The organism is Allobosea sp. P2_A10, assembly GCF_056405115.1.
In genome coordinates this window covers 47,110-73,732 of sequence record NZ_JBFUCS010000004.1, presented here as the reverse complement: position 1 = coordinate 73,732, position 26,623 = coordinate 47,110, and the positions used below count along the sequence as shown (strand labels likewise).

The 26,623-nt window shown below is 66.6% G+C and carries 22 protein-coding genes and 1 pseudogene; 5 read left to right on the top strand and 18 right to left on the bottom strand.

Annotation, left to right across the window (positions count from 1 at the left end):
* The first annotated feature begins 4 nt into the window (after positions 1-4).
* Complete coding sequence (locus AC1DZY_RS07830) at positions 5-865, top strand: VOC family protein (RefSeq protein WP_476819532.1); 861 nt, start codon at positions 5-7, stop codon at positions 863-865.
* A gap of 3 nt (positions 866-868) precedes the next feature.
* Here AC1DZY_RS07830 and AC1DZY_RS07825 read toward each other — a convergent pair whose 3' ends face one another.
* The 7 genes from AC1DZY_RS07825 to AC1DZY_RS07795 form a co-directional block, all read right to left on the bottom strand.
* Complete coding sequence (locus AC1DZY_RS07825; RefSeq protein WP_476819531.1) at positions 869-2,488, bottom strand: ABC transporter ATP-binding protein; 1,620 nt, start codon at positions 2,486-2,488, stop codon at positions 869-871.
* Entirely contained in the window at positions 2,485-3,378 is an 894-nt protein-coding gene (locus tag AC1DZY_RS07820) for an ABC transporter permease (protein ID WP_476819739.1), read from the bottom strand. The genes AC1DZY_RS07825 and AC1DZY_RS07820 overlap by 4 nt, the downstream gene beginning before the upstream one ends.
* 29 nt (positions 3,379-3,407) lie before the next feature.
* Entirely contained in the window at positions 3,408-4,349 is a 942-nt protein-coding gene (locus AC1DZY_RS07815) for an ABC transporter permease (RefSeq protein WP_476819530.1), read from the bottom strand.
* Between the two features lie 24 nt (positions 4,350-4,373).
* Positions 4,374-5,957, bottom strand: coding sequence for an ABC transporter substrate-binding protein (locus tag AC1DZY_RS07810; RefSeq protein ID WP_476819529.1), 1,584 nt, complete (start codon positions 5,955-5,957; stop codon positions 4,374-4,376).
* Positions 5,958-6,060: 103 nt separating this feature from the next.
* Positions 6,061-7,197: a M20/M25/M40 family metallo-hydrolase gene (locus AC1DZY_RS07805; protein ID WP_476819528.1), complete on the bottom strand. Its 1,137-nt coding sequence runs from the start codon at positions 7,195-7,197 to the stop codon at positions 6,061-6,063.
* Positions 7,198-7,200: 3 nt separating this feature from the next.
* Complete coding sequence (locus AC1DZY_RS07800) at positions 7,201-8,361, bottom strand: M20 aminoacylase family protein (protein WP_476819527.1); 1,161 nt, start codon at positions 8,359-8,361, stop codon at positions 7,201-7,203.
* A gap of 32 nt (positions 8,362-8,393) precedes the next feature.
* Positions 8,394-9,893, bottom strand: coding sequence for a M81 family metallopeptidase (locus AC1DZY_RS07795; RefSeq protein ID WP_476819526.1), 1,500 nt, complete (start codon positions 9,891-9,893; stop codon positions 8,394-8,396).
* A gap of 209 nt (positions 9,894-10,102) precedes the next feature.
* Between AC1DZY_RS07795 and AC1DZY_RS07790 the strand changes: the two genes are divergently transcribed.
* Positions 10,103-10,870: a glucose 1-dehydrogenase gene (locus AC1DZY_RS07790; RefSeq protein WP_476819525.1), complete on the top strand. Its 768-nt coding sequence runs from the start codon at positions 10,103-10,105 to the stop codon at positions 10,868-10,870.
* Here the strand turns inward: AC1DZY_RS07790 and AC1DZY_RS07785 are convergent.
* The 6 genes and pseudogenes from AC1DZY_RS07785 to AC1DZY_RS07760 all read right to left on the bottom strand — a co-directional run bounded on the left by AC1DZY_RS07785 (position 10,867) and on the right by AC1DZY_RS07760 (position 18,649).
* Positions 10,867-12,324, bottom strand: a complete 1,458-nt coding sequence (locus tag AC1DZY_RS07785) for an amidohydrolase family protein (protein ID WP_476819524.1) — start codon at positions 12,322-12,324, stop codon at positions 10,867-10,869. The genes AC1DZY_RS07790 and AC1DZY_RS07785 overlap by 4 nt on opposite strands.
* Positions 12,325-12,356: 32 nt before the next feature.
* Positions 12,357-14,126: a dipeptide ABC transporter ATP-binding protein gene (locus AC1DZY_RS07780; RefSeq protein ID WP_476819738.1), complete on the bottom strand. Its 1,770-nt coding sequence runs from the start codon at positions 14,124-14,126 to the stop codon at positions 12,357-12,359.
* A complete protein-coding gene (locus AC1DZY_RS07775) occupies positions 14,123-15,010 on the bottom strand; it encodes an ABC transporter permease (protein ID WP_476819523.1) in 888 nt (295 codons plus the stop codon). Before AC1DZY_RS07775 ends, AC1DZY_RS07780 begins: the two co-directional genes overlap by 4 nt.
* Positions 15,007-15,977, bottom strand: a pseudogene (locus tag AC1DZY_RS07770) (ABC transporter permease). The gene AC1DZY_RS07775 and the pseudogene AC1DZY_RS07770 overlap by 4 nt, the downstream one beginning before the upstream one ends.
* Positions 15,978-16,186: 209 nt before the next feature.
* The gene (locus AC1DZY_RS07765; protein WP_476819522.1) at positions 16,187-17,770 is read right to left on the bottom strand and encodes an ABC transporter substrate-binding protein; all 1,584 of its coding nucleotides are present in this window, start codon (positions 17,768-17,770) and stop codon (positions 16,187-16,189) included.
* 105 nt (positions 17,771-17,875) lie between these two features.
* Positions 17,876-18,649: an HpcH/HpaI aldolase family protein gene (locus AC1DZY_RS07760; RefSeq protein ID WP_476819521.1), complete on the bottom strand. Its 774-nt coding sequence runs from the start codon at positions 18,647-18,649 to the stop codon at positions 17,876-17,878.
* A 223-nt stretch (positions 18,650-18,872) separates the two neighbouring features.
* On the opposite strand from AC1DZY_RS07760, the gene AC1DZY_RS07755 reads away from it, so the two are divergent.
* From AC1DZY_RS07755 to AC1DZY_RS07745, 3 genes are all read left to right on the top strand, one after another.
* Positions 18,873-19,874 (top strand): sialic acid TRAP transporter substrate-binding protein SiaP, encoded by a 1,002-nt coding sequence (locus AC1DZY_RS07755; RefSeq protein ID WP_476819520.1) that lies wholly within the window; start codon positions 18,873-18,875, stop codon positions 19,872-19,874.
* A 177-nt stretch (positions 19,875-20,051) separates the two neighbouring features.
* Positions 20,052-20,627 carry a TRAP transporter small permease gene (locus tag AC1DZY_RS07750; protein ID WP_476819519.1) on the top strand — a complete coding sequence of 192 codons (576 nt, stop codon included), beginning with the start codon at positions 20,052-20,054 and terminating at the stop codon, positions 20,625-20,627.
* Entirely contained in the window at positions 20,624-22,027 is a 1,404-nt protein-coding gene (locus AC1DZY_RS07745) for a TRAP transporter large permease (RefSeq protein WP_476819518.1), read from the top strand. The genes AC1DZY_RS07750 and AC1DZY_RS07745 overlap by 4 nt, the downstream gene beginning before the upstream one ends.
* A gap of 18 nt (positions 22,028-22,045) precedes the next feature.
* Here the strand turns inward: AC1DZY_RS07745 and AC1DZY_RS07740 are convergent, their stop codons facing one another.
* The 5 genes from AC1DZY_RS07740 to AC1DZY_RS07720 all read right to left on the bottom strand — a co-directional run bounded on the left by AC1DZY_RS07740 (position 22,046) and on the right by AC1DZY_RS07720 (position 26,577).
* Entirely contained in the window at positions 22,046-23,341 is a 1,296-nt protein-coding gene (locus AC1DZY_RS07740) for a TRAP transporter large permease (protein ID WP_476819517.1), read from the bottom strand.
* Complete coding sequence (locus AC1DZY_RS07735) at positions 23,338-23,853, bottom strand: TRAP transporter small permease (protein ID WP_476819516.1); 516 nt, start codon at positions 23,851-23,853, stop codon at positions 23,338-23,340. Before AC1DZY_RS07735 ends, AC1DZY_RS07740 begins: the two co-directional genes overlap by 4 nt.
* Positions 23,854-23,914: 61 nt before the next feature.
* Complete coding sequence (locus tag AC1DZY_RS07730) at positions 23,915-24,907, bottom strand: sialic acid TRAP transporter substrate-binding protein SiaP (RefSeq protein WP_476819515.1); 993 nt, start codon at positions 24,905-24,907, stop codon at positions 23,915-23,917.
* Positions 24,908-24,974: 67 nt separating this feature from the next.
* Positions 24,975-25,649: a GntR family transcriptional regulator gene (locus AC1DZY_RS07725; protein WP_476819514.1), complete on the bottom strand. Its 675-nt coding sequence runs from the start codon at positions 25,647-25,649 to the stop codon at positions 24,975-24,977.
* A gap of 31 nt (positions 25,650-25,680) precedes the next feature.
* Complete coding sequence (locus tag AC1DZY_RS07720; RefSeq protein WP_476819513.1) at positions 25,681-26,577, bottom strand: dihydrodipicolinate synthase family protein; 897 nt, start codon at positions 26,575-26,577, stop codon at positions 25,681-25,683.
* Between the last annotated feature and the right edge of the window lie 46 nt (positions 26,578-26,623).

Here is a 26,623-nt window from a genome sequence, read left to right as displayed (position 1 = left end):
GACCATGACCACACCGACCCCCAGCGCCGCGATCGGTTGCATCGACCACGTCATCATCGTCGTCGACGATCTCGACCGCGATGCCGCGACCTTTCGCAGGCTCGGCTTCACGCTCTCGCCCAAGGGCGTGCACAGCGCCGCGATGGGCAGCGCGAACCACACGATCATGCTGCAGCGCGACTACTTCGAGCTGCTCAGCGTGCTCGCACCGACGGAGCGCAATGCGCGCTGGCGGCAGGCGCTCGACGAGGGCGGCGGCGTCGCCGGCGTCGCGCTGACGACGCAGGATCCTGCCGGCGCCTACGCCCATTGGCAGGCGCAGGGCCTGTCGCCGAAGGAGGCGATCGATTTCTCGCGCGAGGTCATCCGCGCCGACGGCGTCAGGATGGAGGCGCGCTTCCAGGTGGTGTCACTGCCCGAGGTACCGCAGACCGGCGTGCGCATCTTCGTCTGCAGTCAGCCGACACGCGACGCCGTCTGGCTGCCCGAGCTGATGGACCACGCCAACACCGCAAATGCGATCGACCGGGTCACGCTCGCCTGCGCCGACCCTGCCGGGGCGGCTGCGCAATGGCGGCGGGTGGTTCCCGTGCTCGGCGTCGAGGAAACGCCTGATGGCGTGATGATGGCGACCGGTCCGCACCGGATCGAACTGATCCGCGACGATGTCGCCAAGGCGCGTTTCGGCCAATCGATGACGGCCGGGCAGACGCGCGGCCTCGGCATCGCCTATCGCGTCGGAAACCTCGACGCCTGCCGCAGCACGCTTGCGGGCAATGGCGTGCCGTTCACGGAACAGGCAGGTGCGCTCGTCGTGGCGGCGAGCGCGGCCGGCGGCGTCAATTTGCGCTTCGAACAGGGCTGAGCTTCAGGCCGCGCCGATCCCGAATTCGCGGCCGGGCGCGGCCTCGATCAGCGCGCGCGTATAGGCATGCGCCGGCGCGGAGAAGACCTGCGCCGTCTCGCCCTGCTCGACGATGACGCCCTTCTCCATCACCACGATCCGGTCGCAGATCTGGGCCGCGACGCGCAGATCATGGGTGATGAACAGGATCGCCAGGTTGAAGCGCTCCTGCACATCCGCCAACAGCGCCAGCACCTGCTTCTGCACGGAGACGTCGAGCGCCGAGACCGCCTCGTCGGCGATCAGGATTTCCGGCTCCATCGCCAGAGCCCGCGCGATCGCGACGCGCTGGCGCTGCCCGCCGGAGAACTGGTGCGGATAGCGGTCGAGCGCATGGGGCTGCAGGCCCACGAGGCTCATCAGGTCGCGGGCGCGCTCCAGCGCCGCGGTCCGCGTCATGCCGAAATTGCACGGCCCCTCGACAATGGAATCGCCGACCGTCCGGCGCGGATTGAGGGAACGGTACGGGTCCTGGAACACGACCTGAATCTTGCGGCGATAGGGGCGCAGTCGACGCTCGGACAAACCTGCAATGTCGATGTCGGGGACAAGGATCGCGCCTTGCGTCGGCGGCATCAGCCGGGCGATGCAGCGCGCCACCGTGGTCTTGCCTGAGCCGGATTCGCCGACGATGCCGACGGTCTCACCGCGACGCACCTTGAGATCGACATCGCGCGCGGCATGGACCACGCGCTCCTTCGAGAACAGGCTCTTGGAGCTGTAGGTCTTGCCCAGCCCGACGGCTTCGAGCGCGACAGCCCCGGTCGCAGGCTTGCGCTGCGCCGGCTTCAGGCTAGGCACCGCGCCGATCAGCATGCGGGTATAGGGATGCTCCGGCCGCCGCAGGATCTGCTCGGCGCTGCCCTGCTCGACGACCAAGCCCTTCTCCATCACCACGACACGGTCGGCAATCTCGGCGACCACGCCGAAATCATGGGTGATGAACAGCACGCCGGTGCCGCGCCGCCCCTGCAAATCCTTGATCAGCCGGAGGATCTGCGCCTGCGTGGTCACGTCGAGCGCCGTCGTCGGCTCGTCGGCGATCAGCAGCGCCGGATCGAGGATCAGTGCGGCCGCGATCATGATGCGCTGGCGCTGCCCGCCCGAGACCTGATGGGGATAGGAGGCGTGGATGCGCTCGGGGTCGGGCAGGCGCATGTCGGCCATGATGCCCAGCACCTTGGCGCGGCGCTCGGCCGCGTCGAGTTCGGTGTGGATGCGCAGGACTTCCTCGATCTGGTCGCCGATCGTCAGAACCGGGTTCAGCGCCGTCATCGGTTCCTGGAAGATCATCGCCATGCGCGCCCCGCGCAAGGCGCGCAGCCGCTGCGGGCTCGCCGCCAGCACGTCCTCGCCCTCAAGCAGGATTTCTCCGGCGACCGGGCGCAGTACATTCGCCAGCAGCCCCATCACCGAAAAGGCTGTAACGGATTTGCCGGAACCGGATTCGCCGACGACGCAGACGATCTCGCCAGGCGCGACGTCGAAGGAAACATTCTCGACGGCGTGGGCGCGGTCGCCGCCGCCGGGCAGTCTGATCGAGAGGCCCTTGACCGACAGGACCGGGGACGCAGCCTCGCTCATCGGCCGGCCATCTTGGGGTCGAGCGTATCGCGCAGACCGTCGCCGAGCATGTTCACCGCCAGCACGGTCAGCCCGAGAAAGATGCCGGGATACAGGATGTTGTGCGGGAAGACGCGGAAGACGTTGCGCCCCTCGGCCATGATGTTGCCCCAGGTCGGGATTTCCGGCGGGATGCCGATGCCGAGAAAGGACAAGATCGCCTCGACCAGAATCGCCGACGCCGCGATGAAGGTGCCCTGCACGATCAGCGGCGCGATGGTGTTGGGCAGGATATGGCGCACCATCAGGGCCGGAAGCCGCGTGCCCTGCATGATCGCCGCCTCGACATAGGGCTCCTCGCGCACCGACAGCACGATCGAGCGCACGAGCCGGACCACGCGCGGAATTTCCGGCACGATGATCGCCACGATCACCGCCACGAGCCCGGCGCGGAACAGCGAGACCACTGCGATGGCGAGCAGGATCGCCGGGATCGCCATCAGCCCGTCCATGAAACGCATGATGACGGCGTCGAGCGGGCGGACATAGCCGGCTATCAATCCCAGAAACAGTCCGATCGAGATGCTGACGGCGGCCACGGAAACCGCGATCAGCAGCGAGACGCGCGCGCCATAGACGACGCGACTGTAGACGTCGCGCCCGAGCGAATCCGTGCCCATCCGATGCTTGAACACTGTGGTCGAGCCGTCATCGGCGCGGATCGTGCGCTCGACGCCGGGCACCCGGTTGCGGGCGCTGGGGTTGATCGCGGCTGGATCGAGCGTGCCGAGGAACGGCGCGAGCAGGCCGATCAGCGCCATGACGAGAAGCACAGTTCCGCCGATCAGCACCGCCGGATTGCGCGCAAGCCGACGCGCCGCGCCTGCATTCGGGCGCGCGAGTTCCGGCACGACGGGTGCGATCAGGGCAGGTTCGGCGCTCAATATTTGATCCTCGGATCGAACAGGCAATAGGCGAGGTCGATGGCGAGATTGATCCCGACATAGACCCCGGAGAACAGCAGGATCACGGCCTGGATCGTCGGGTAGTCGCGCGCCAGCACGGCATCGACGGTCAGGCGGCCGAGGCCCGGAATCGCAAAAACGCTTTCGGTGACGACGACGCCCCCGATCAGCAGCGCGATGCCGATGCCGACCACGGTGACGATCGGCACGGCGGCGTTCTTCAGCGCATGCCGGAACAGGATCTTGCGCTCGACCTGCCCCTTGGCGCGCGCCGTGCGGATATAGTCCTCGCTCAGCACCTCGAGCACGCTGGCCCGCGTCATCCGCGCGATCAGCGCGATGTAGATCACCGACAATGTGACGGCCGGCAGGACTAGGCGCTGGAGGAAGCCGCCGAAGCCGCCCGACAGGGGTTGATAGCCCTGAACGGGAAACCAGCCCAGCGTGATCGCGAAGACATAGATCAGCAGATAGCCGATCACGAAGACCGGCACCGAGAAACCCAGCACCGAGAAGCCCATCACGACCCGGTCGATCCACGAGCCGTGCTTGTAGGCAGCGAGCACGCCGAGCGGGATCGCGACGCAGATCGCGATCAGCATGGTCGCGAAGGCGAGCGACAGGGTCGGCTCGATCCGCCCCAGGATCAGTTCGCCGATACTCTTCTTAAAGAAGAAGCTCTCGCCGAGATTGCCCTGCAGCAGATTGCCCGCCCAGATCCCGAACTGGGTGACGATCGGCTTGTCGAGCCCGAGCTTGCCGCGAATCGCCTCGATCTGTTGCGTCGAGGCGTTGTCGCCGGCGATCACGGCGGCTGGGTCGCCCGGCGTCAGCCGCAGCATGAGGAAGACCAGCACCGCGACGATCACCAGAACGGGGATCGTCGCGAGCAGGCGTCGCAGGATGTAGCCGAGCATGATGCCGGGAACCGTGTAAGCGGCTTACTTCTTCTCGACGTTCCAGAACACCGGGGCAGCCGCGCTCAGGATGCCGCTGATCTTCGAGGTCGTCGCGATCGGCGTGAAATACTGGCCGAGATGGACATGGGTCACCACCTCGCGCCAGCGCATCTGCACGGCCTCGACGATCGCCTTCTGCTTGACCGGATCGGGCTCCCTAGCGAAGTCGTCGCGCAGCTTCTCCATCTCGGCGTCGCAAGGCCAGCCGAATGCAGCCTTGTCGCAGCTCGCATTGACGAAGCCGGCCATCACCGGATTGAGCACGTCGGCCGAGACCCAGGCGGTCAGCATGGCGTTCCAGCCGCCATCCGCGACGGGTGTCTTGCGCACGCGGCGGGCCACGACCGACTGCCAGTCGGAGGACTGCATGTCGACCTTGAAGCCGCCCTTCTCCATCAGCTGCTTGGCGACGGGCGCGAGATTGGTCAGCGACTGCAGGTCGGTCGAGTGCAACAGCACGACCGGCGTGCCGTCATAGCCGGCCTCCTTCAGCAGTTCCTGCGATTTCTTGAAGTTCGATTCGAGCAATCCTTCCATGCCCTTCTCGGTCGCCATCGGCGATCCGCAGATGAACATCGCCTTGCAGACCTTATAGTAGTCGGGATTGCCGACGACCGCGTCGAGGAAGTCCTTCTGGTTCAGCGCATAGGTCAGCGCCTGCCGGATCTTGGGGTTGTCGAAGGGCTTGATCGTGTGGTTTGGCCGCAGCGTGTATTGCAGGCCGAGCGGATTGTAGTCGACCAGCTTGATCGACTTGTCGGCCTTGAGCAGCGGGATCAGGTCGAAGGAGGGCTGCTCGATCATGTCGATCTCGCCCGCCAGCAGGGCGTTGACCGCCTGCTGCTGGTCCGAAATCGCGAGCCATTCGATGCGGTCGATCTTGGCGACCTTTCCGCCGGAAAACCCCGAGGCCGGCTCGGAGCGCGGCTTGTAGTCCTTGAACTTGGTATAGACGATCTTGTCGCCGGGCTTCCATTCGTCGGTCTTCAGGACGAAGGGCCCCGAGCCGATGAACTCCGAAATCTGCGTGTTCGGGTCGGTGTCGGCGACGCGCTTGGGCATCATGAACGGCACGTTGGACGATGGCTTGGCGAGGCCGAAAGTCAGAAGTCCCGTCGGCGACTTCAGCTTGACGGTGAAGCTCTTGGCGTCATCGGCCGTCATCGCGTCGACGAAGGTCATCAGCTTCTGGCCGACCGGGTCGCGCGCCGACCAGCGCTTGATCGAGGCGAGGCAATCCTCGGAGGTGACCGGTTTGCCGTCATGCCAGAGCAGGCCGTCGCGCAGGGTGAATTTGTAGGTCAGCTTGTCGTCCGACACCGTGAAGGTATCGACCATCTGCGGCTTGATCTCGCCCTTCTCGTCCAGCGCAAACAGTGTGTCGTAGATCATGTAGCCGTGGTTGCGGACGATATAGGCCGTGGTCCAGATCGGATCGACGATCTTCACGTCGGAATGCATCACGACCTTCATCGTCGTCTGCGCCTGGGCGAGCGACAGAGGAGCCAATGAGCTTCCAGCCAGCAGAGCGGCGGCAACGGCGAACGACTTCCAGCGCAACGTCATGTGTTGTCTCCTCCACCCGGATCGCAAATCAAACCGACGCGTGCATTAATGCACGCGCCGTGCCAGACGCATACCCGCTCCCGCGTGCATGCATGAGATCGTGTCACGCCTCGAGCCGCGTCAGCAAGCCCGCCATCAGCCGGCAGCGCTGCGCCAGGCTGTCGATCTCGATATACTCGCCGAGCGTATGGTAGCCCGCCCCAAGCAGCCCGAGTCCGTCCAGCGTCGGCATGCCGGCAGCCCCGGTGAAGTTGCCGTCCGAGCCGCCGCCCGCCGAGGCATGGCTGAGATCGACGCCGAGATCGCCGGCGATCCCGCGCGCGATGCCGAAAAGCCGCAGCGTCTCCGCATCGGGCTCCCAGACCGGCCGGGTCACGCCGCGCGTCACGGTAAAGCGCGTGCCGTCGGCGTGCTCGACCGAGAGCGCCAGCATGCGCTCGACGCCGCGGTCGAGATCAGCCTGCCGCTTGGCCATGCTCAGGGCTTCCGCCCTGCATGAGGTCGCGACGCAATTGACCCATTGCCCGCCATGGATCACGCCGACGCTGAAGGTGCAGTCGTCGCCGGTCATCTCCTCGATCGCGATGAGCTGGCGCGCCATCATGTTGATCGCCGAGCGCCCGTCCTTGAGCGTCGAGCCGGCATGGCTTGGCCGGCCCTCCGCGACGAGGTTGAAGCGCGCGATGGCGTAGCGGCCGGTGACGACGCCGTTGCCGGGGCGGCCGGGCTCCGGCACCAGGATGTAGCGATGCTGTCCGGCCTGCTCCATGATCAGGTCGCGCGTGCCGGGGCTGCCGATCTCCTCGTCGCTGGTGTAGAGCACGCTGACCGGCAGCGGCGTCTCGATACCGGCCCTGGCCAGCGCGACGATCGCCTGCAGCCCGGCATAGGCGCCGCCCTTCATGTCGAGGATGCCAGGCCCATAGCAGCGCGAACCCTCGATCCGGAATGGTAGCGCACCGAGCGTGCCGACCGGATGCACCGTGTCGAGATGCGACATCACCAGGATGCCCGGCTCGCCCTGGCGCGGATGGGGAAAATCGCCCCTGACGCAATCGCCAAGCCCCGGCGGGCCTGGAAAACGCGTCACGATCGCACCTGCAGCCGCGATATCAGCGGCGGCGAGGTCCATCATGCCGTTTACCGCCGCGACGTCGAAGGTCGGGCTCTCGCATTCGACCCAGCGCCTGAGGCCGGCCAGCATCGCATCGGTGTCGAGGGGCAGCGTCTGGTGCGACATCGCTCAGGCCGCCAATCGGGTTTCGACGAGGCGCGCCAGCAGGCTCGCTCCGACCGGCAGGATTTCCTCGCCCAGCACGAAGGACGGATTGTGCACCGGCACGTTGCCGGAATGGCCGACCCAGCAATAGGCGCCGGGCACCGCGCGCAGCATGTCGGCGAAATCCTCGCTGCCCATGATCGGCTTGACCTCGGTCAGCACATTGGCCTCGCCGACGATCTCGGCCGCAACCGCTGCTGCCGCCGCTGACTGCTCGGGATGGTTCACCAGCACATCGAAGATCGAGCGGATGTCGACGGTGATCTCGACGCCGAAGCTGATCGCGAGCCCCGCCGCGATCTCGCGCATGCGTTCGCGGATCAGCGTCGCGACCTCGGTCGAGAAGGTCCGGATCGTCCCGGCCAGCGCCGCCTCGTTGGGAATGACGTTATAGGCCGAGCCGGCATGGATCTGCGTGATCGAGAGCACGGCCGCCTCGCGCGGATCGGCGTTGCGGCTGACGATGGTCTGCAGCGCGGCGGCCAGCGTGATCGCAACGATCACCGGGTCGCGGCCGACCTGCGGCATCGCGCCATGGCTGCCCCGGCCGGTGATCTTGATGTCGAAGAAATCCGCGCCCGCCATCGCCGGGCCAGGAAACACCGCGATCTGCCCGGCATCGAGGTTGGGCGCGTTGTGCAGGCCGTAGATCTCGTCGCAGGGAAAACGCTCGAACAGCCTGTCGGCAAGCATGGCGCGTGCCCCGCCCAGTCCCTCCTCGGCCGGCTGGAAGACGAACACCGCCGTGCCGGTGAAGTCCCGGTTCTCGGCGAGATAGCGCGCCGCGCCGAGCAGCATCGTGGTGTGGCCGTCATGCCCGCAGCCATGGAAGCGCCCGGGAATGGTCGAACGGAACGACAGGTTCGTGGTCTCGTCCATCGGCAGCGCATCCATGTCGGCGCGCAGGCCGATGCGCTTGCCCGGCCCGCCCTTGCCTTCGAGAATGCCGACGACGCCGGTCTGGCCGACGCCGCGATGCACCGCGATGCCCCAGGAGGCCAGCTTCTCGGCGACGATCGCCGATGTCCGGACCTCCTCGAAGCCGATCTCGGGATGGGCATGGATGTCCTGGCGGATGGCGCGCAGTTCGGCGGCGAAGGCGTCGATTTCTGGAAGGCTCGGCACGGGTGAAATCTCCTTGAAAAATTAAGCGGTCTTCAGCCGAAGACGGGGCCGAGCGGCGCGGTGCGGATGCCCTTGCGCAGATGCTTCCACGGCAGCACCGACGGGTCGACCGGCATCGGGCCGGGCGCGGCGCAAACCAGGACCGCCTGCGCGATCGGCTCGAAATCGGCGCGGAAATGCACCGAGCTCTTGTTGACCAGGATCGCCTGCTGCGTCGGCTCGATCCCGACCTGGCGATACATCGCCTGATCGGCCATCTGCGCCTTGCGCGAGCCGACGACGATGCGCACCCCACCGATCCGCAAGGCGGCCGATGGTCCCAGATTGATCCGCGAGCCGCCATAGAACGGACCCGGCGCGACGAAGCGGCCGTCCGACAGGTGCTCGACCACGAAGGCCCCTTCCAGCGGAGCATCGCCGGGAATGCCGGATTTTGCGCCGAGCGAGAGCGTAATCGTCGCGCCGACGCCGGCGTCATGGGCGGCCTTTGCCGCAGCGGGATCGACGATGACGCCGATCGCAGCGCGCTGGGCATCGTTGCGCACAAGCGCGCGCGCCATGCCCATCGTGTCGGAATCGCCGCCCGCGCCGGGATTGTCCTGTGTATCGGCGATCACGACGGGTTTCGTCGCCCTCGCCGCCAGCTTCATCGCCTCCCGCACGCCGGCATCGGGCGTGAACACCTGGCCGTTGAAGGCGGCCTCGCTCGCCATGACGCGGTCATAGACCGCATCCGCCGCGCGGTCGGCATCGGCTTGCGTCACGCCATAGGCCAGAACGGTCGCGCCGCAATCGGCGAAATCGGCGGCCGGGAAGCCGGGCAGGAAGGAGAGCGTCGGCACGCTCTGCCCCTCCAGCGCCGCAAGCTCGCGATAGATCGTCTTGCACGGCTCCATCGCCGTCGCCTGCCAGGCGATCGGGATCAGGTAAGGGATCTGCCGGAAGGCTTTTGCGTGGCGCGTCCTGGTGCCGATCAGCGTCGCCAGATAGGTCGTGGCGCGGCTGCCGGTCTGCGCCATGTCGATATGGGGATAGGTGCGATAGGCGACGAGCCCGTCGGCTTCGTCCATCATCGCCTGCGTGATGTTGCCATGCAGATCGAGGCTGGCGACGAGCGGAATGTCGGGACCGATCGCAGCGCGGACACGCCGCAGCGTCTCGCCCTCGCCATCGGGATAGGCCTCGCTGACCATGGCGCCGTGCAGGTCGAGATAGACTCCGTCGAGCGGCAGCGCTGCCGTGATCGCCGCGACCAGCTCGGTCAACAGCGCCTCGAACGCCTCCGCCGTGACATGGGCCGACGGGCTGGCAGCGCACCACAAGGTCGGCGCCAGCTCCCAGCCGAGCGATCTGGCGGTCTCGACGAAGCCGGCCGCGCCGACATTGACGTCGTGCACGGCGGCGAAGATGTCCTCGCCTCGCGCCAGCGCGGGCCAGCCGCCGCCCTGCAGGAACTGCTCCATTCCCGCTTTGCTCGGCGCGAAGGTGTTGGTCTCGTGCAGGAAGCCGCCAAAGGCGATGCGTGGCGACATGAAGCTGATCCGGCCAGAAACGGGAGCGGCAGGTAACCACGCCGTGCCGGGCGGGCCAAGGCTCAATTCCAGACGCGCTGCCTACGGCGAAAGCATAACGCCTTCGGGCGATGCAGGGGGCAGCGTCAACGCTGGTTGAGCTGCCGGGGCCTGTTCTCTAACACTGGCTCGCCGGACGCTCCCCACGGCAATACGGACACCCAAAACTCATGGCAGGCAGGCTCTCAGGCAAGACCGCGATCGTCACGGGCGCGGGCTCCGGCATCGGGCGCGCCAGCTGCGCGCTGTTTGCAGCCGAAGGCGCGGCGCTGGCGCTGGTCGATCGCGATGCGGCAGCGCTCGCCGGAGCGATCGCGGAGCTCGATGCGATGGGCGCGCAGCATATCGCGCTGACCGGCGATGTCGGTGACGAGGCGACGGTCGAAGCGCACGCGGCCGCAGCCGTCGCACGCTTCGGCGGGATCGACATCCTGCTCGCCTGCGCCGGGTTTTCGGCCGGAACCAGCGTCCCCGACACCACGCTCGAAACCTGGGAGGCGGTGCTGCGCACCAACCTCACCGGTTCGTTCCTGTGGAGCCGCGCCGTGCTGAAGACGATGCGGCCCGCCCGCAGCGGTTCCATCATCCTGGTCGGCTCGCAGCTCGCCTTCGCCGGCGGGCGGGCCAATGCCGCCTATCTCGCCAGCAAGGGCGGCGTCGTCAGCCTGATGCAGACCATGGCGGTCGACCACGCGCCCGAGAACATCCGCGTCAACGCGCTGATCCCCGGCGCAATCGAGACGCCGCTGCTGGCACGTTCCTTCGGCCGCCAGCCCGATCCCGACGCTGCCCGCGCCCGCTCGGTGGCGCGCCATCCGCTCGGCCGGCTCGGCCTTGCCGAGGAGGTCGCGCGCGCCGCCTTGTTTCTCGCCAGCGACGAGGCGAGCTTCACCACCGGCTCGACCTTGCGCGTCGATGGCGGCTGGCTCGCTGGTTAGGCCTTCCTGATCTGATCCGTCGCCCGGACATGGCCCCAGAAGGTCGCGGGCGTGTCGAGCATGAAGCGAAAGCCGGTGCGCTCCAGCATCGCTTCCGTCTCGGCCTGCGCATCGTCGAGCACCTCGTCCTCGTCGACGAACATCGCCTTGCGATCCTGCAGGGCGATGCGGCCATCGACGATCACCGTGTCGACGTCGTTGCCATTGGCGAAATAGACCAGCCGGAAGACCGGCATATTGAACGGATAGAGATGCGGCCGGCGCAGCTCGAACAGCACGACATCGGCCTTCTTGCCGGGTTCGAGCGAGCCGATCTCATGGGCCATGCCGAGCGCCTTCGCCGCATCGACCGTGCACATCTCCAGCACGCGCCCAGGCGGCAGCCAGCTCGGATCGTGATGGAAGGTGCGGTGGTAGTGCATGCATTGCTGCATGTGCCGGAGCATGTCGGCCGAGCGGTCGGGCGCGGTCGCGTCCGAGCCGAGGCAGACATTCGCGCCGGCCTCCAGCAGCTCCGTCACCGGGCAGCGCGCCATGATCGAGGCGACCGCGCTCGGGTTGTGCGCGATATGGGTGCCGGTGTCGGCGACGATGCGGATCTCCTCGTCGGTCAGCGCCGTCGCATGCGAGAGCAGCGCATTGGGGCCGAGCACGCCCAGCGCATGGGCATAGGCGACGCTGCCCCTGGTGTGGCCGTCCTGCGTGAAGACGAGTTTCGCTTCGCGCGCGAGCCCCGCCATACGCTGCGCCTGCGCCCGGGCGTCGCTCATATCCGACGCGCTCAGCGAGGCCTCGTGCTCGGCTCGCAGCGTCGGCGTGATCAGGGCGATGTTGAGCCGGCCGCCATGGGCGCCATGCCAGCGCGCGATCAGCGTCTCGCAGGTCGAGAACTGGTCCTCGAACGTCACCGGCCGCTCGACCGCGACGCCGTTCTCGAAGCGGGCATAGGTCCGCGGGAAGGGCGGGCGCGTCGCGCCGACCGCCACGACCGAACGCGTGCCGACCTCGCGCACGCCCTCGCAATGGGCATCGCCATAAGGGGGCTCATCGCAGCGCATGATGGTGTCGCCGCCGCCCAGCAGCGAGACGCCGGTGGTGACGCCGAAGCGCAGCCGCTCCAGCGCGGCAAGCCTCGCCTCCGCCCGCCAGAATTCCGGCGTCGAGGCGACCGTGTAGACCGTGCCGCAGGCCTCGTACCAGAGATCGCCTCGGCCGCCGCCCATGGTCTTGATCAGTCCATGCCCGGCATGGGCGTGACCGTCGATCAGGCCGGGCATGACGAGCTTGCCCCTGGCGTCGATCATGGTCTTCGCCTCATGGGCCGCCTGCAGTTCGGCGGTCGTGCCGACGGCGACGATGCGATCGCCGCGGATGGCGACCGCGCCGTCCTCGATGACGCGGCGCGTGCCGTCCATGGTCACGACGGTGCCGTTGACGATAAGAATGTCGATCATGAAGGCATCTCCCGGTGGGTTCGTTTATTGTCTCAAGCCGGCTCGCCGCGAATACGGTCGAGCGTTGGCGCCAGCGCGAGCAATTCGCGTGTATAGGCGTGCTGCGGTGTGTTGAAGAGCGTCTCCGAGGCCGCGACCTCGACGAGTTTCCCGCTCTTCATCACCGCGACCCGGTCGCACATCTGCCGGATCACCGCGAGATCATGGCTGATCAGGAGCAGCGTCAGCCCGGTCGCGTCGCGCAGATCCTTGAGCAGGTTGAGGATCTGCGCCTGCACGGAGACGTCGAGCGAGGAGGTCGGCTCGTCGCAGACGATCAGAGTCGGCCGCGCGCCCAAGGCGCGGGCGATCGAGAGCCGCTGGCGCTGCCCGCCTGAAAACGCATGCGGAAAGCGCCGGGCAGCATCGGGTTCGAGCCCCACGGCCGCGATCAGCATGGCGACATCGTCGCGCGCCTGCGCCTTGGTCGCCGCCAGCTCGTAAAACAGGATCGGCTCCGACAGGATCGAGCCGATCCGCATCCGTGCATTCAGCGAGGAATACGGGTCCTGGAAGATCATCTGGATGCCGCGCCGGACCCGGCCTCTCCAGCCCGTCGCCCCCTCGCCCGCGATGATCTTGCCCTTGAACGAGACGGTGCCGGCGCTCGGCTTGCGCAGCCCGGCGACGACATTGGCGATGGTGGTCTTGCCGCAGCCGGATTCGCCGACGAGCCCGAAGACCTCGCCCTGCCGGATGGAAAACGAGACATGATCGACCGCCCGGAAGTGCTGGCCTTTGCCGCCCGGCAACCACCCGCCGCTGACATACTCCACGACAAGGTCATCGACCTCGAGCAGCGGCGCTCCCCCACCCAAGCCCTCATCCTTCGAGACGGCCGCTGACGCGGCCTCCTCAGGATGAGGGCTGTGGGTTTGGCCAGCTTTCGCCCGCAGCGCCTCGCGCGCTGCAGCCGCCCTGTGCTGGTTGACGCCATCGAGCATCGGGAAACGGTCAAGCCTCACATCGACGCGCGGCACGGCCCCGATCAGCGCCTTCGCGTAATCGGCCTTGGGTCGCCGCAGCACCTCGATCACCGGACCGTTCTCGACGACCTTGCCGCGATGCATGATCGTGACCTGGTCGGCGATCTGCGCGACCACGCCCATGTTGTGCGTCACCAGCAGGATGCCGATCCGCTGCGTGTCCGCAAGATGGCGCAGGAGTTCGAGGATCTGCGCCTGAACGGAGACGTCGAGCGCCGTCGTCGGCTCGTCGGCGACGAGCAATCGCGGCTTGCAGGCGAGCGCGGCGGCGATCACCACGCGCTGGCGCTGCCCGCCCGAGAGCTGGTGCGGATAAGCCTGGAGCCTGCGCTCCGGCTCAGGGATACCGACGGCCCTGAGCAGGTCCAGGGCGCGAGCCCGCGCGGCGGCGCGGTCCAGCGGGAGATGGGCGCGGATCGTCTCGACGATCTGGCTCTCCACCGTGAAGAGCGGGTTGAGGCTCGTCATCGGATCCTGAAAGACCGCGCCGATATCGCGCCCGAGCCTGATCTCGCCGCCGCGTTCTTCTGGGTCGAAGCGCTTGCCCTCGATCAGGATCGAGCCGCCGGCGACCCGCCCCGGCTTCTCCAGCAGCCCGAGCACGGCATTGCCGATCGTGGTCTTGCCTGCCCCCGATTCCCCGACCAGTGCATGGATTTCGCCGGGCCGGATGGTGAGCGACGCGCTCTCGACGGCGGTGACGACGCCGCCCTCGACCAGGGGAAACTCGACCCTGAGATCGGCGATCTCCAGCACGGGCGCGGGCACCGCCATCAGCGCCCCCTGAGCTTGGGATTGAAGCGGTCGCGCAGCCAGTCGCCGACGACGTTCACCGCCAGCACCAGCACGACCAGCAGGAGCGCCGGGAACAGCGCGATCCACCAGATGCCGGAGAAGACGAATTCGTTGCCGATCCGGATCAGCGTGCCGAGCGAGGGATAGGTCGGCGGCATGCCGACGCCCAGAAACGACAGGGTCGCCTCGGTCAGGATCGCGCCGGCGAGATTGATCGTGGCGATGACCAGCACCGGCCCCATCACATTGGGCAGGATATGGCGCAGCATGATCCTGTGCGAGGGAAGCCCGATGACCTTGACCGCCCGGACATAGTCGCGGGCGCTCTCGACCATGGTCGCGGCGCGCACGGTGCGGGCATATTGCACCCACTCATGGATCGAGATCGCACCGATCAGGATGAAGGGCGCCCATTCCGCCGTGCCGGCGCCAGGGAATACGCTGCGCGCGATGCCGGCGACCAGCAGCGCCAGCAGGATCGTCGGAAAGCTCAGGATGACGTCGCCGACGCGCATGATCAGCGCATCGACCCAGCCGCCGAGATAGCCGGCAGCCAGGCCGAGCATGACGCCGACGAAGGCTGCGACCAGCACGGAGCCACCGCCGATCGCGATCGAGACCCGCGCGCCATAGAGCATCGCGGAGAACAGGTCGCGACCCTGATTGTCGGTGCCGAGCAGGAAGCGCGCATCGCCGTCCGGCAGCCAGCGCGGCGGGATTTCGGCGTCGATCAGGTTGAAGCTCGACAGGTTCGTCGGGTCGAACGGCGCGACATGGGACGCCAGCGCCGCGCAGCCGATGATCGCAAGCGCGAGCGCGCCCGACAGCAGCACGGAGACCGGGACGCGGCGCAGCGCTTTCATCATCCCGCGCGCACCCGCAGGCGCGGATCGACCAGCCCGTAGAGCAGATCGACGGCGGTGTTGATGATCACGAAGAGCAGCCCGACGAAGAGCAGATAGGCGGCCATCACCGGAACATCGGAGAAGCTGACGGCCTGGATGAACAGCAGTCCCATGCCGGGCCACTGGAACACCGTCTCGGTGACGATGGCGAAGGCGATCAGCGAGCCGATCTGCAGCCCCGTCACCGTGATCACCGGCATCAGCGCGTTGCGCAGCGCAAGCGTGAAGTGGATCCGTCGTTTTGGCAGCCCGCGCGCCCGGGCGAAGCGGATATAGTCGCTGGAGAGCACGTCGATCATCTCCGAGCGCACCAGCCGCATGATCAAAGTGAGCTGGTAGAGCGCGAGCGTGACGCCGGGCAGCAGCAGCGCCTTCCAGCCCGACGCGGTCAGGAAGCCGGTCGGCCACCAGCCGAGTTGCACCACCTGCCCGCGCCCGAACGACGGCAGCCAGCCCAGCGTCACCGCGAAGACCAGGATCAGCACGATGCCGGTGACGAAGGTCGGCGTCGAGATGCCGATCAGCGAGACGCCTGCACCAGCCGCGCCGCCATACCGTCCGGCCGCAGCGCGCAGAGCACGCCCAGCGGAATGCCGAGACATAGCGAAAGCAGCGTCGCCACCAGCACGAGTTCGAGCGTCGCCGGCAGGCGCTCGGCGATCAGCTCCGTGACCGGGCGCTGGTTGCGGTAGCTGACGCCGAGATCGCCCTTGAGCGTGCGCAGGACGAACCGGCCGAACTGCACGACTACCGGCTGGTCGAGCCCGAGCGTCTGTCGCAGCTCCGCCTTCTCCTGGACGCTCGCGTCCTCGCGCACCATGCCGACGACGGGGTCGCCGACGAAGCGAAACATCACGAAGGACACCGCCGCGACGGCGAGCATGACCAGCGCCGCCTGGCCGAGCCGGGCGAGGAGAAGCCTCAGCATCGAGCGGTATCCGTCAAGGCTGTTCCATCGCGCACAAACAAACCTGCTTCTGTGCCTCTAGCGGCATTGGGCCACCCCAGCCCTCATCCTGAGGAGCCGCGAAGCGGCGTCTCGAAGGAGGCTCCAGTGATCTCTGGATCATCCTTCGGGACGCACCTGCGGTGCTCCTCAGGATGAGGGCTTTCCTTTTGCCGGCGCGAACGCTGCACTCACTTCACCTGCGCAAACCAGAGCCGCACATACTCGTCGGGGAATTGCGGCACCTCGACCCCGGCGCGGGCCGCCCAGGCCACCGGCTGCTGATGCAGCGGAATGTATGCGACCGTGTCCTTGGCGATCTGCAGCGCCTCGACCAGCATGGCGCGGCGTTTGGTCTCGTCTAGCTCGACCGCCGAAAGCCTGGTCAGCTCCTCGATCCGGGCGTTGACGTAGCCCATGCGATTGGAGCCGCCATAGGCCTCCTTCGGCTCGGTCAGCAGGGCCGAGAGCACGCTGAACCCGTCCATTGGCGGCAGCGTCGCCCAGCCCAGCATGAACGCGTCGACCTCGCCCTTGTCGAGCTTGGGAAAGTAAGTCGCGCGCGACTCGGTCTTGAGTTCGGTCTGCACTCCGATCTTCGTCCACATCGCCGCGATCGCGACACAGATCTGCTCGTCATTGATGTAGCGGTCGTTGGAGCAGGCGAGCCCGGTCTTGAAGCCGTTGGGATAGCCGGCTTCCGCGAGAAGCTTCTTGGCCTTGTCGGGATCATAGCCCAGCAGCTTGTCGACTTCGGCCGAATAGCCCGGCACGGGCGGCGCCACCAGCGTGCCGGTGTTGCGGGATTTGCCGCGCATCACCCGCTTCTGGATGGTGTCGAGGTCGATCGCCTGCCACAGCGCCTGGCGCACCTTCACGTCGAGCATCGGGTTCTTCTGGCCGGGCATCGCCAGCAGCTCGGGGCGGTGGTTCAGCCCGAGGAAGATCAGGCGCAGCGCCGGCTCCTCGATCACCTTGAAACCCGAGGCAGCGCCGATCCGCGCCAGATCCTGCAGCGGCGCGGGCGCTATCAGTTCGAGCTCGCCCGAGAGCAGCGCGGCGACGCGGGTGGCGTCGGACTTGATCGGCTTGAACTCGATCCGGGTCAGGTTGTGCTGCGGCTTGTCCCACCAGTCGGGGTTCACGACCATGGTCGTGCCGGCGTCGGGCTTGTAGGATTCGAGCTTGAACGGCCCCGTGCCGACCGCGCTGGTCGTCGCCGCCGTGACGACACCCGCCGACGCGTTGCCCGGCTTCAGCGAGCCGGTCGCCTCCATCCACTTCTTGTCCATGATATAGATGCCGGCGAGGTCGTTCAGCAGCAGCGGATACGGCCCCTTGGTCACGAGATCGACGGTGAAATCGTCGACCTTCTCGGCCTTGATCACGGCCGAGAGATTGCCCTTGGCGCGCGAAGCCGGGTCGATCAGGCGGGTGATCGAGGCGACGACGTCATCGGCGGTGAAGGCGTCGCCATTGTGGAATTTCACGTTCCTGCGCAGCTCGAAGCGCCAGGTATCGGGCTTGACCGCCTTCCAGCTCGTCGCCAGCGCCGGCTCCAGCTCCATCGTCCGGCTGCGCCGCACCAGCGGATCGAAGATGTGGTGCAGCATGCTGGTGGTGAAGCTCTCCGTATGTGCATACGGATCGAGCGTGGCGATGTCGGTCGGGGCGGACCAGCGCAGCGTCTTGGCGGCGAGCGGACCCGGCAGCAGCGCGGCAAGGGCGACGGACAGATAAGCGACGGTCAGGCAGGCGGCGGTCGTGAACCTCATGACGTCTCTCCGGCTGGAACGGGCTGCACGCTCAAAAACTGCATACAATCGGTATATTGGTCGCATCGACGCGGCAGGCCGTCAACGCATTCCGGCAAGCAGCTTTCAGGGCAGCGCGCGAACCCGCGCCGCCGTCGCCAGACCCTGGTCGATCAGCAGGTTGATGTCGTTGGTGGCGACGATCAGCTTCGCGCCGAGATCGAACCCGTGCGAGGCGAGCAGCGCCTCGCCGACGCCGATCACGCTGAAGACCTTGCCATGGGCATGGGCCGCACGCGCCACGGTCGCGAAAGCTGCATGCACCTCGGGATGTCCGACATTGCCGACATGGCCCATATCGGCGGCGAGATCGTTGGCGCCGATCATCAGCACATCGACGCCGGGCACGGCTGCGATCGCGTCCGCGTTGGCGATTCCGAGCGCGCTCTCGATCATCAGCACGACCAGCGTTTCCTGCTCGACCCGCGCCATCATCTCGGCGGCCGGCGGCACGCGGAAGCCGAGCCGCACCAGCGGGCTCGGCAGCGAGCGCTTGCCAGCCGGCAGGAAACGGCACTTCTCGACGATCAGCCTGGCTTCCTCGACCGTCTCGACATGGGGCACGACGACGCCTTCCGCGCCGCAGTCCAGCACGCGAGCGAGATCGGGCGCATGCGGCCCGCCGACCCTGACCAGACAGGGCAGTCCGGCCTCGAAGGCGGTCACGCAGATCGAGGCGACATCGCCGATCGCGATCGGCCCATGCTCGGTGTCGACAAGCAGAAAATCGAAACCGCAGCTGCGCGTTACCGTGACGATCTCGACGGTACGGACGATGCAGGCGGCCAGACCGACCGACAGCCCGCCTCCGGCGAGGCGCGTGCGCAAGCTCGTTCGCATGATGGCGGGCTCCTTCGGCATCGGGATATCGCCGGGCTAACACATGCATCTTGCGTGCACAATGTGCACAAGATGCGAACAATCTGGCTTGCCATCAACATGCATTTGAGGCGCTATTCGGCCTGACGCCGATACCGGTGCTGGCATGTCGCTTGCTGTGGCCACAGCCGCGCCGGGATGCCGAACGCCGGTTCCGGCCGCACAAGCATGGGGAGAGACGCTAATGACGACCAGCAGCCCGAAGGCCTTTCCGACCCGCCGGCTTCTGACCGCGCTGGCCGCAGCAGCGATGTCTCTCGCCACCTTGCCAGCCTTGGCTCAGACAACGCTAAAATGGGCCTATGTCTATGAGCCCGCCGAGCCGCACCACAAGGGCGCCGTCAAGGCAGCCGAACTGATCGAGCAGCGCACCGGCGGCCGCTACAAGATCCAGCTCTATCCCTCCGCCACGCTCGGCAAGGAATCGGACCTCAACCAGGGCCTGTCTCTGGGCACCGTCGACATCATCATCAGCGCCGCGAGCTTTCAGGCGCAGGTCTCAAAACCGCTCGGCGTGACCTATTTCCCCTTCGCTTTCCGTGATTTCGACCATGTCCAGGCCTATGCCAAGAGCGACCTCTACAAGCGCCTCGCCGATGGTTACGAGAAGGCGACCGGCAATCGCATCGTCGCGCTGACCTATGCCGCCGAACGCCACGTCACCTCCAGCCGCCCGATCCTGACGCCCGCCGACATGAAGGGGCTGAAGATCCGCGTGCCCGACGCCGCCGCCTACATGGCCTTCCCCAAGGCGCTCTCGGCCAATCCGACCCCGATTGCGCTGGCGGAGGTCTACACCGCCCTGCAGAGCGGTGTCGTCGATGCGCAGGAAAACGCCTTCAACACGATCTGGTCGAAGAAATTCCATGAGGTGCAGAAGCACATCATGCTGACCGGCCACGTCATCGACGTGCTCAACACGGTCATCGGCGGCCCGACCTGGAAGAAACTCTCCGACGCCGACAAGGCGATCTTCGTGACAGCGATGCAGGAGGGCAGCCTCTATGCCTCGACCCTGATCCGCGACGAGGACGACAAGCTCCGGCAGGAGATCGTCAAGGCCGGCACGACGACGATCCATACCGTCGACAAGCCAGCCTTCCAGAAGGCGGTGCTGGCCAGCTCGAAGCCAGCCGATTTCGGCTTCGTCCAGGCCGATTTCGATGAGCTGGTGGCGTTGAAGTAAGCGCGCACCAACCCGCGTCATCCCGGACAAGCCGCACAGCGGCGCCGATCCGGGATCCATTCCGGAACGCTATTCGGCAAGGGTCAGGAATGGATCCCGGGTCTCCCTTCGGTCGCCCGGGATGACGGCGGAGAAAGCAAGTACCGCAAGATGCCGGCCCTCGAACCTAGGAACACCATGACGACGCCTGCCCCGCTCGACGACATGCCCGCCGTCCTCAACGCCCGGGGCGAATTCCAGGTCGAGGACGAGGCGATCGACCTCTCCGTCTATGCGGTCGAGGAATGGCTCGGGCTCGTCGTCTTCTGCGTGCTCGGCGCGACCGTGTTCCACCAGTTCTTCACGCGCTACGCCCTGAACGATTCCGCCGCCTGGACCGAGGAGATCGCGCGCTATCTCCTGGTCTGCACGGTGTTCATCGGCATTGTCGGCTCGGTGCGCAAGAACAGCCACATCCATGTCGACTTCTTCTACCACTGGCTGCCGCGCTGGATCACGCGGCCGCTCTCGACGCTGGTCGACCTCGCCCGTATCGCCTTCTTCGCCTATGCGGTCTGGCTGACCTGGCAATTGATCACCCGCATCGGCGGCCAGCCCATGTCGGTCGCACCGATCGCGATCGGCTGGGTCTATGGCGTGGTCATGCTGAGCTTCGCCGCGATGACACTGCGTGCCGTGCAGGTCGCGATCCGCAACTGGCGCAATGGCTACAGCGTGCTGGAACGGCCCGAGACGGGCAGCGTCGTCGGATGAGCGCTCTCTCCTTCAAGCTGCTCTTCCTGGCCCTGATGGGGTCGGGGATTCCCGTCGCCATCGCGATGGCCGGCTCCTCGCTGATCTACATCATGACGACCGGTATCGCGCCGGATTTCGTCGTCATCCACCGCATGTTCGCCGGGCTCGACTCCTTTCCCTTGCTGGCCGTTCCCTTCTTCATCCTCGCCGGAAACCTGATGAATTCGGCCGGCATCACCAACCGGATCTACAATTTCGCGCTCGGCCTCGTCGGCTGGATGCGCGGGGGGCTCGGCCACGTCAACGTCGTCGGCTCGGTGATCTTCTCGGGCATGTCGGGCACGGCGGTCGCGGATGCGGCGGGCCTGGGCACCATCGAGATCAAGGCGATGCGCGAACATGGCTACGACATCGAGTTCGCCGTCGGCATCACCGCGGCGTCGGCGACTTTGGGACCGATCATCCCGCCATCGCTGCCCTTCGTCGTCTACGGCATGATGGCCAACGTCTCGATCGGCAAGCTCTTCCTCGCCGGCATCATGCCCGGCATGGTGATGGCGCTGCTGATGATGGCCACAGTCAGCTTCTACGCCCACCGCAACAAATGGGGCGGCGACGTCGCCTTCGAATGGACCCGCATCCTCGGCGTGCTTGGCGAACTCGCCATCGTCGCGGGCTTTCCGATCGTGATCTGGCTCGCCGTCGAGGCCGGGCTTTCGGCGCGCATCGCGGTCGTCGCAGGTTTCGCCCTGCTGCTCGGCGCCGACCGGATCTTCAAATTCTCCGCCGTACTGCCGCTGATGACCCCGGTGCTGCTGATCGGCGGCATGACGTCTGGCCTGTTCACCGCGACGGAGGGCGCGATCGCGGCCTGCGTCTGGGCGATCTTCCTCGGCATCGTCTGGTACCGCACGCTCGACTGGAAGATGCTGATCCGGGCCTCGATGGAGACGGTCGAACTGACATCGACCGTGCTCTTCATCGTCTCGGCGGCCTCCGTCTTCGGCTGGGTGCTGGCGGTCTCGCGCACCACGGAGATGATCGCCGGCTGGGTGCTGGCCTTCACCACCGAGCCTGCGATGTTCCTGCTGCTGGCGAACGCGCTCATGCTGTTCGTCGGCTGCTTCCTCGAGCCGACGGCCGCGATCACCATCCTGACGCCGATCCTGATGCCGATCGTGCTCAAGCTCGGCATCGACCCGGTGCATTTTGGGTTGGTGATGGTGCTGAACCTGATGATCGGGCTCTTGCACCCTCCGATGGGGCTCGTGCTCTTCGTGCTGGCGCGCGTCGCCAATCTCTCGTTCCAACGCACCACCATGGCGATCCTGCCCTGGCTGATTCCGTTGTTGCTGAGCCTCGCGCTGATCACCTACGTCCCGGCAATCAGCCTCTGGCTGCCGCGCATCCTGCAATGACGCAAGACCGCTGCCAGGTCAGCGGGCAGTGCTCCCCATAATCATGTCCGGAAGCCAGGTCGTCAGCGGCGGCCACAGCGTGATCGCCGCCAGCACCACCAGCAACGGCACCAGCCAGGGCAGGATCGCCTTCGACATCGTCTCGAAGGAAACGTCGGCGATCCGCGTCACCACGAACAGCACGATGCCGATCGGCGGATGGATCGTCCCCAGGATCAGGTTGAGGATCATGATGATGCCGAACTGGACCGGGTCGATGCCGAAGCTCAGCGCGGCCGGCACCAGGATCGGGATCAGGATCAGCATGGCGGCCAGCGCCTCCATGAAGCAGCCGACGAGCAGCAGGATCAGGTTGCAGACCAGCAGGAAGACGAGCGGGTCCTTGATCGTGGACACGATCAGCGGCGTCAGCGTCTGCGGCACCCGCGAGATCGACATGCACCAGCCGAGCGCGCCTGCGGCCATCACCAGCACCAGCACGAGGCCGGTGGTCTCGACCGTCTCGACCAGGATCGGGCCGAGTTGCCTAACTTCGAGCGTCCGATAGACGAAGAAGCCAAGAAACAATGCATAAAGGCAGGCGACAGCCGCAGCTTCCGTTGGCGTGACGATGCCACTGAACATACCGCCCAGGATCAGCGGCGGCGTCATCAGTGCGAAGAAACCGTTGAAGAAGGTCCGGCCGATCTCGCGAAAGCCCTTGAACGGCTCCTTGCGGAAACCCTGGCGCTTGGCGATCAACATCACCATCGCCATCAGCGACAGGCCCATCAGCACACCGGGGATGACGCCGCCGATGAAGAGCCGGCCGATCGAAACGTCGGCCGAGACGCCGTAGATCACCATCGGCAGCGAGGGCGGGATGATCGGGCCGATCGTCGCCGCAGCCGCCGTGATCGCCGCGGCGGTCTCAGGCCGGTAGCCCGCCTTCTTCATCGCGCGGATTTCGATCGCGCCCGAGCCCGCCGCATCCGCGACCGCCGAGCCGACCATGCCGGCGAAGATCATGCTGGTCAGGATCGAGGCATGGGCATAGCCGCCGCGCAGCCAGCCGATCACCGAGGTCGCGAAGGCGACGATGCGGTCGGTGATCCGCGCCGCGCCCAGAATATTGCCCATCAGGATGAACAGGGGCGCGGCCACGATCGGGAACGCGTTCATCGCCTGCGCCATCTTCTGCGGCACGATCGTAGCCGAGAGATCGGCCAGCGCGACGAAGGCGAAGGCGGCGAGCCCCATCGAGGCGAAGAGCGGAAACCCCGCCAGGATCGACAGGAGCCAGACGCCCGAGATCTGGAAGATCAGCGTGCTCACAGCGCCTGCCCCGCGATCGGCGGCTCGGATGGCTCATAGGGTGAGACGTTCCGGTCTCGGATATTCTCGATCAGCTCGGCCAGTCCCTGCGCAGCCGTGACGAAGCCGCCAAACACCATCGGTACATAAAGCCAGGCGATCGAGATCGGCAGCGTCGTCGCCTCGAGATCGTGGTTCACCGCGACGAGATGGATGCTGTACCAGCCGGCGGCGAGCCCGAAGACGATCATCGCGAGTTGCATGACGATCTCGGCGCCCCGCCAGGCGCGCGGCGGCAGCAGATCGTGGAAGAAGCGGATGCGGATATGGGCGCGCTTGCGGCTCGCGATGACCCAGCCGCAAACCGCCGTCCACAGCATCAGGAAGCGCGAGCCCTCGTCGGTCCAGATCAGCGGATCGCCGAGCGCGCGCGTGACGATGCCGAGCGTGACGCAAGTCAACAGCGCCACGATCAGCACGCCGGCAAGAAGCTCCATCGTACGGTCGAAGACCGTGCGTGCGAAAGCGATCATGCTGTTTCTCCGGAAAGAACAGCCCCGCCAGGCGGCGAGGCCAATCGATGCAGGCGGAGGCTCAGAGTCCCTGGATGCGGTCCCAGAGACCCTTGCCCCATTTGCTCTCGAACTTGGCCGGCACTGACGCCAGCACCGGCTTGCGGAAAGCTTCCAGATCGGGCTTGACCACCGTCATCCCGCCTTTGGCGAGACTGTCGGCGAGGCCCTTCTCCTGCTCCAGGATCTCGTTGTCCTGCCAGAGCGCGGTCGATTCGACCGAGGCCTTGATCAAAACGCGATCGGCCTCAGCCAGCTTGGTCCAGGCGGATTCGTTCACGATCACCAGGCGCGGCGTGATGATGTGGCCGGTCAGAACAAGGAATTTCTGGACCTCGCCGAGTTTGGCCGAGGCGATGGTCGGCAGCGGGTTCTCCTGACCATCGACCGCGCCTTGCGACAAGGCGAGATAGAGCTCCGAGAAGTTCAAAGGCGTCGGGCGCGCGCCCCAGGCCTCGGCCATAGCGCGGAAGGTGTCGACTTCCGGCACGCGCAGCTTGAAGCCCTTCATATCCTCGACCGAGTTGATCGGCTTCTTGCCGCTGGTGAGGTGGCGGATGCCGTAATAATTGACGCCGATCATCCGCATGCCGCGCTTCTCGACCAGCGCCTTGTTGAGTTCGTCGATCAGCGGCGATTTCAGCGCGCGCGCCATATGGGCCGGGTCGCGCCAGATATAGGGCGCCTCGATGATCGAGAGCTGCGGCACGAACTGGCCGAGCTGCGCCGCGCCCTCGGTCACCATCGTCAGCGCGCCGCTCGCGACCGACTCCACCATGTCGCGCGACGAGCCGAGCTGGCCGTTCGGGAAGGACTGGATCTCGATCCGGCCATTGGTCTTGGCCTTGATCTCGGCTGCGGCCTTCACCGCGCTTTGCGGCGAGGGGTGGGTCGCCGGCTGGCCGTCCGCCCAACGCAGCACAACGGCCTGCGCCCTCAGAACAGCGGGCATGAAGATGCCCGCGCCGGCGGCGGCCGCACCGGCAAGCAAGTCGCGTTTCGTCAGCTTGGTCATGATCATCTCCTCCCGATACGGCCGGTGTTCCGGCTCGCAATGTCGTTCGCCGCTGCTGCGGCCGTGGTCAGTAGCTCATCGCCCGGTTGCGGGCGTTGCCGATATGGACGCTCATCTCCTGCGCCGCCCGGTCCGGATCACGGCTTTCGATCGCCGCGATGATCTTGAGATGGTCCTGCATCACCGGCACCAGGATGTGGTTCTGGATCCGGGTCTCGTATTGCCGGATCAGCCTGATCTTCAGCCAGGTCACGCGGAAGGCCTGGCTGACGATATCGTTGTCGAGATGGTCGATGATCGCCTCATGCATCAGCCGGTCGACATCCTCGGCATCCTCGATCAGCGCCTCGTCTCCGCCGGCCTCCGCCCGGGCGATGATCGCCTCGTGCCGCATCCGCTGCTCGGCGATCTCGTCCCCGGTCGCGTTCTGGGTGTAGAGCGCGGTAGCCTCCTTCTCGAGGAAGAGACGGAACTGGAAGGCGTTGCGGATCAGGTTGAGATCGACATGGGCCACCTGCATCCCGCGCTGCGGCACCGTCTTGATCAGCCCTTCGGCTTCCAGTCGCGGCACCAGTTCGCGGATCGCCCCGAGCGGAAAGCCGGTCATCGCCACGAGTTCGCGCTGGGTCACGAACTGGCCGGGCCGGATATCGCGCGCCAGCAGCCGCTCGGTGAAGGAGGCATAGGCCCGCTCCCTGAGCTTGAGCGGTTCGGCGTCGCGGTCCGGCTCCGGTTGATTCAAGACCTCAAGCTCCCTCGAAACGGCTTGGCTCTCAGGCCGCTTTCGCCCGCGTGATGCTGTCGAAGGCGGCAAAGAGCCGCTTGCGCTGCGCCTCGTCCAGCGCTTCGAGCGGCGGCCGCATCGCGCCGTAGCCGGCATCGCCATGCAAATGCCCGACCAGCGCCTTCACCGCCGGCAGAACCGGATAGGTGCAGATCTCATCGACGAGCGCGTTCACGGTCGGGTTCTCCGCACCCTCATAGACGATCGGCCGCAGCAGATGCGGCACCAGATTGGCGACGCCGCAGATCGAGCCCTGCGCGCCGGCCCGGACCGCGCGGCCCAGCAGCCGCTCGTCGCCGACGAGGATGGCGAGTTCGCCATGCGCCTTCAGGAAAGCCTCGGTCGTGGGGTAGTCGCAGGAGGAATCCTTGACGCCGGTAATGACGCCCGGGAACGCCGTCTTCAGCTTCTGCACGAGGTCGACGCTGATGTTGACCGCCGTGACCGAGGGGATGTGGTAGAGGATGGCGTTGCGCGCGGACGCCCCGAGCTTGTCGAAGAACTGCGAGAACCAGGCATAGAGCCCCTCGTCGCTGACGCCCTTGAAGTAGAAGGGCGGCGCAACCAGCAGGCCCTTTGCGCCGGCATCGAGCGCGACGCGAGCCTGGTCGATCGCCTCGTGCAGCGAGGCTGCTGCGACGCCGGCATAGACTTGGCGGCCGGGATCGATGCCCGCCCCGATCAGCGCGCCCATCATCGCGGTGCGCGCCGGCAGGCCGAGCGCCGCGCCCTCGCCGGTCGTGCCAAACAGCGTGACGGAGTCGCAGCCCTCGGCCAGGACATGGCGCGCATGCTTGACCAGTCGCGGCAAATCGATGGCGCCACCTTCCGACATGGGCGTGGTGATGGCGCAGGAGAGGCCGAAGCGGTTGGGGTCGAGAACCATGGAACCTGTCTTTCCGGATGCTGCATTGCAGAGTGATGAATTGCTG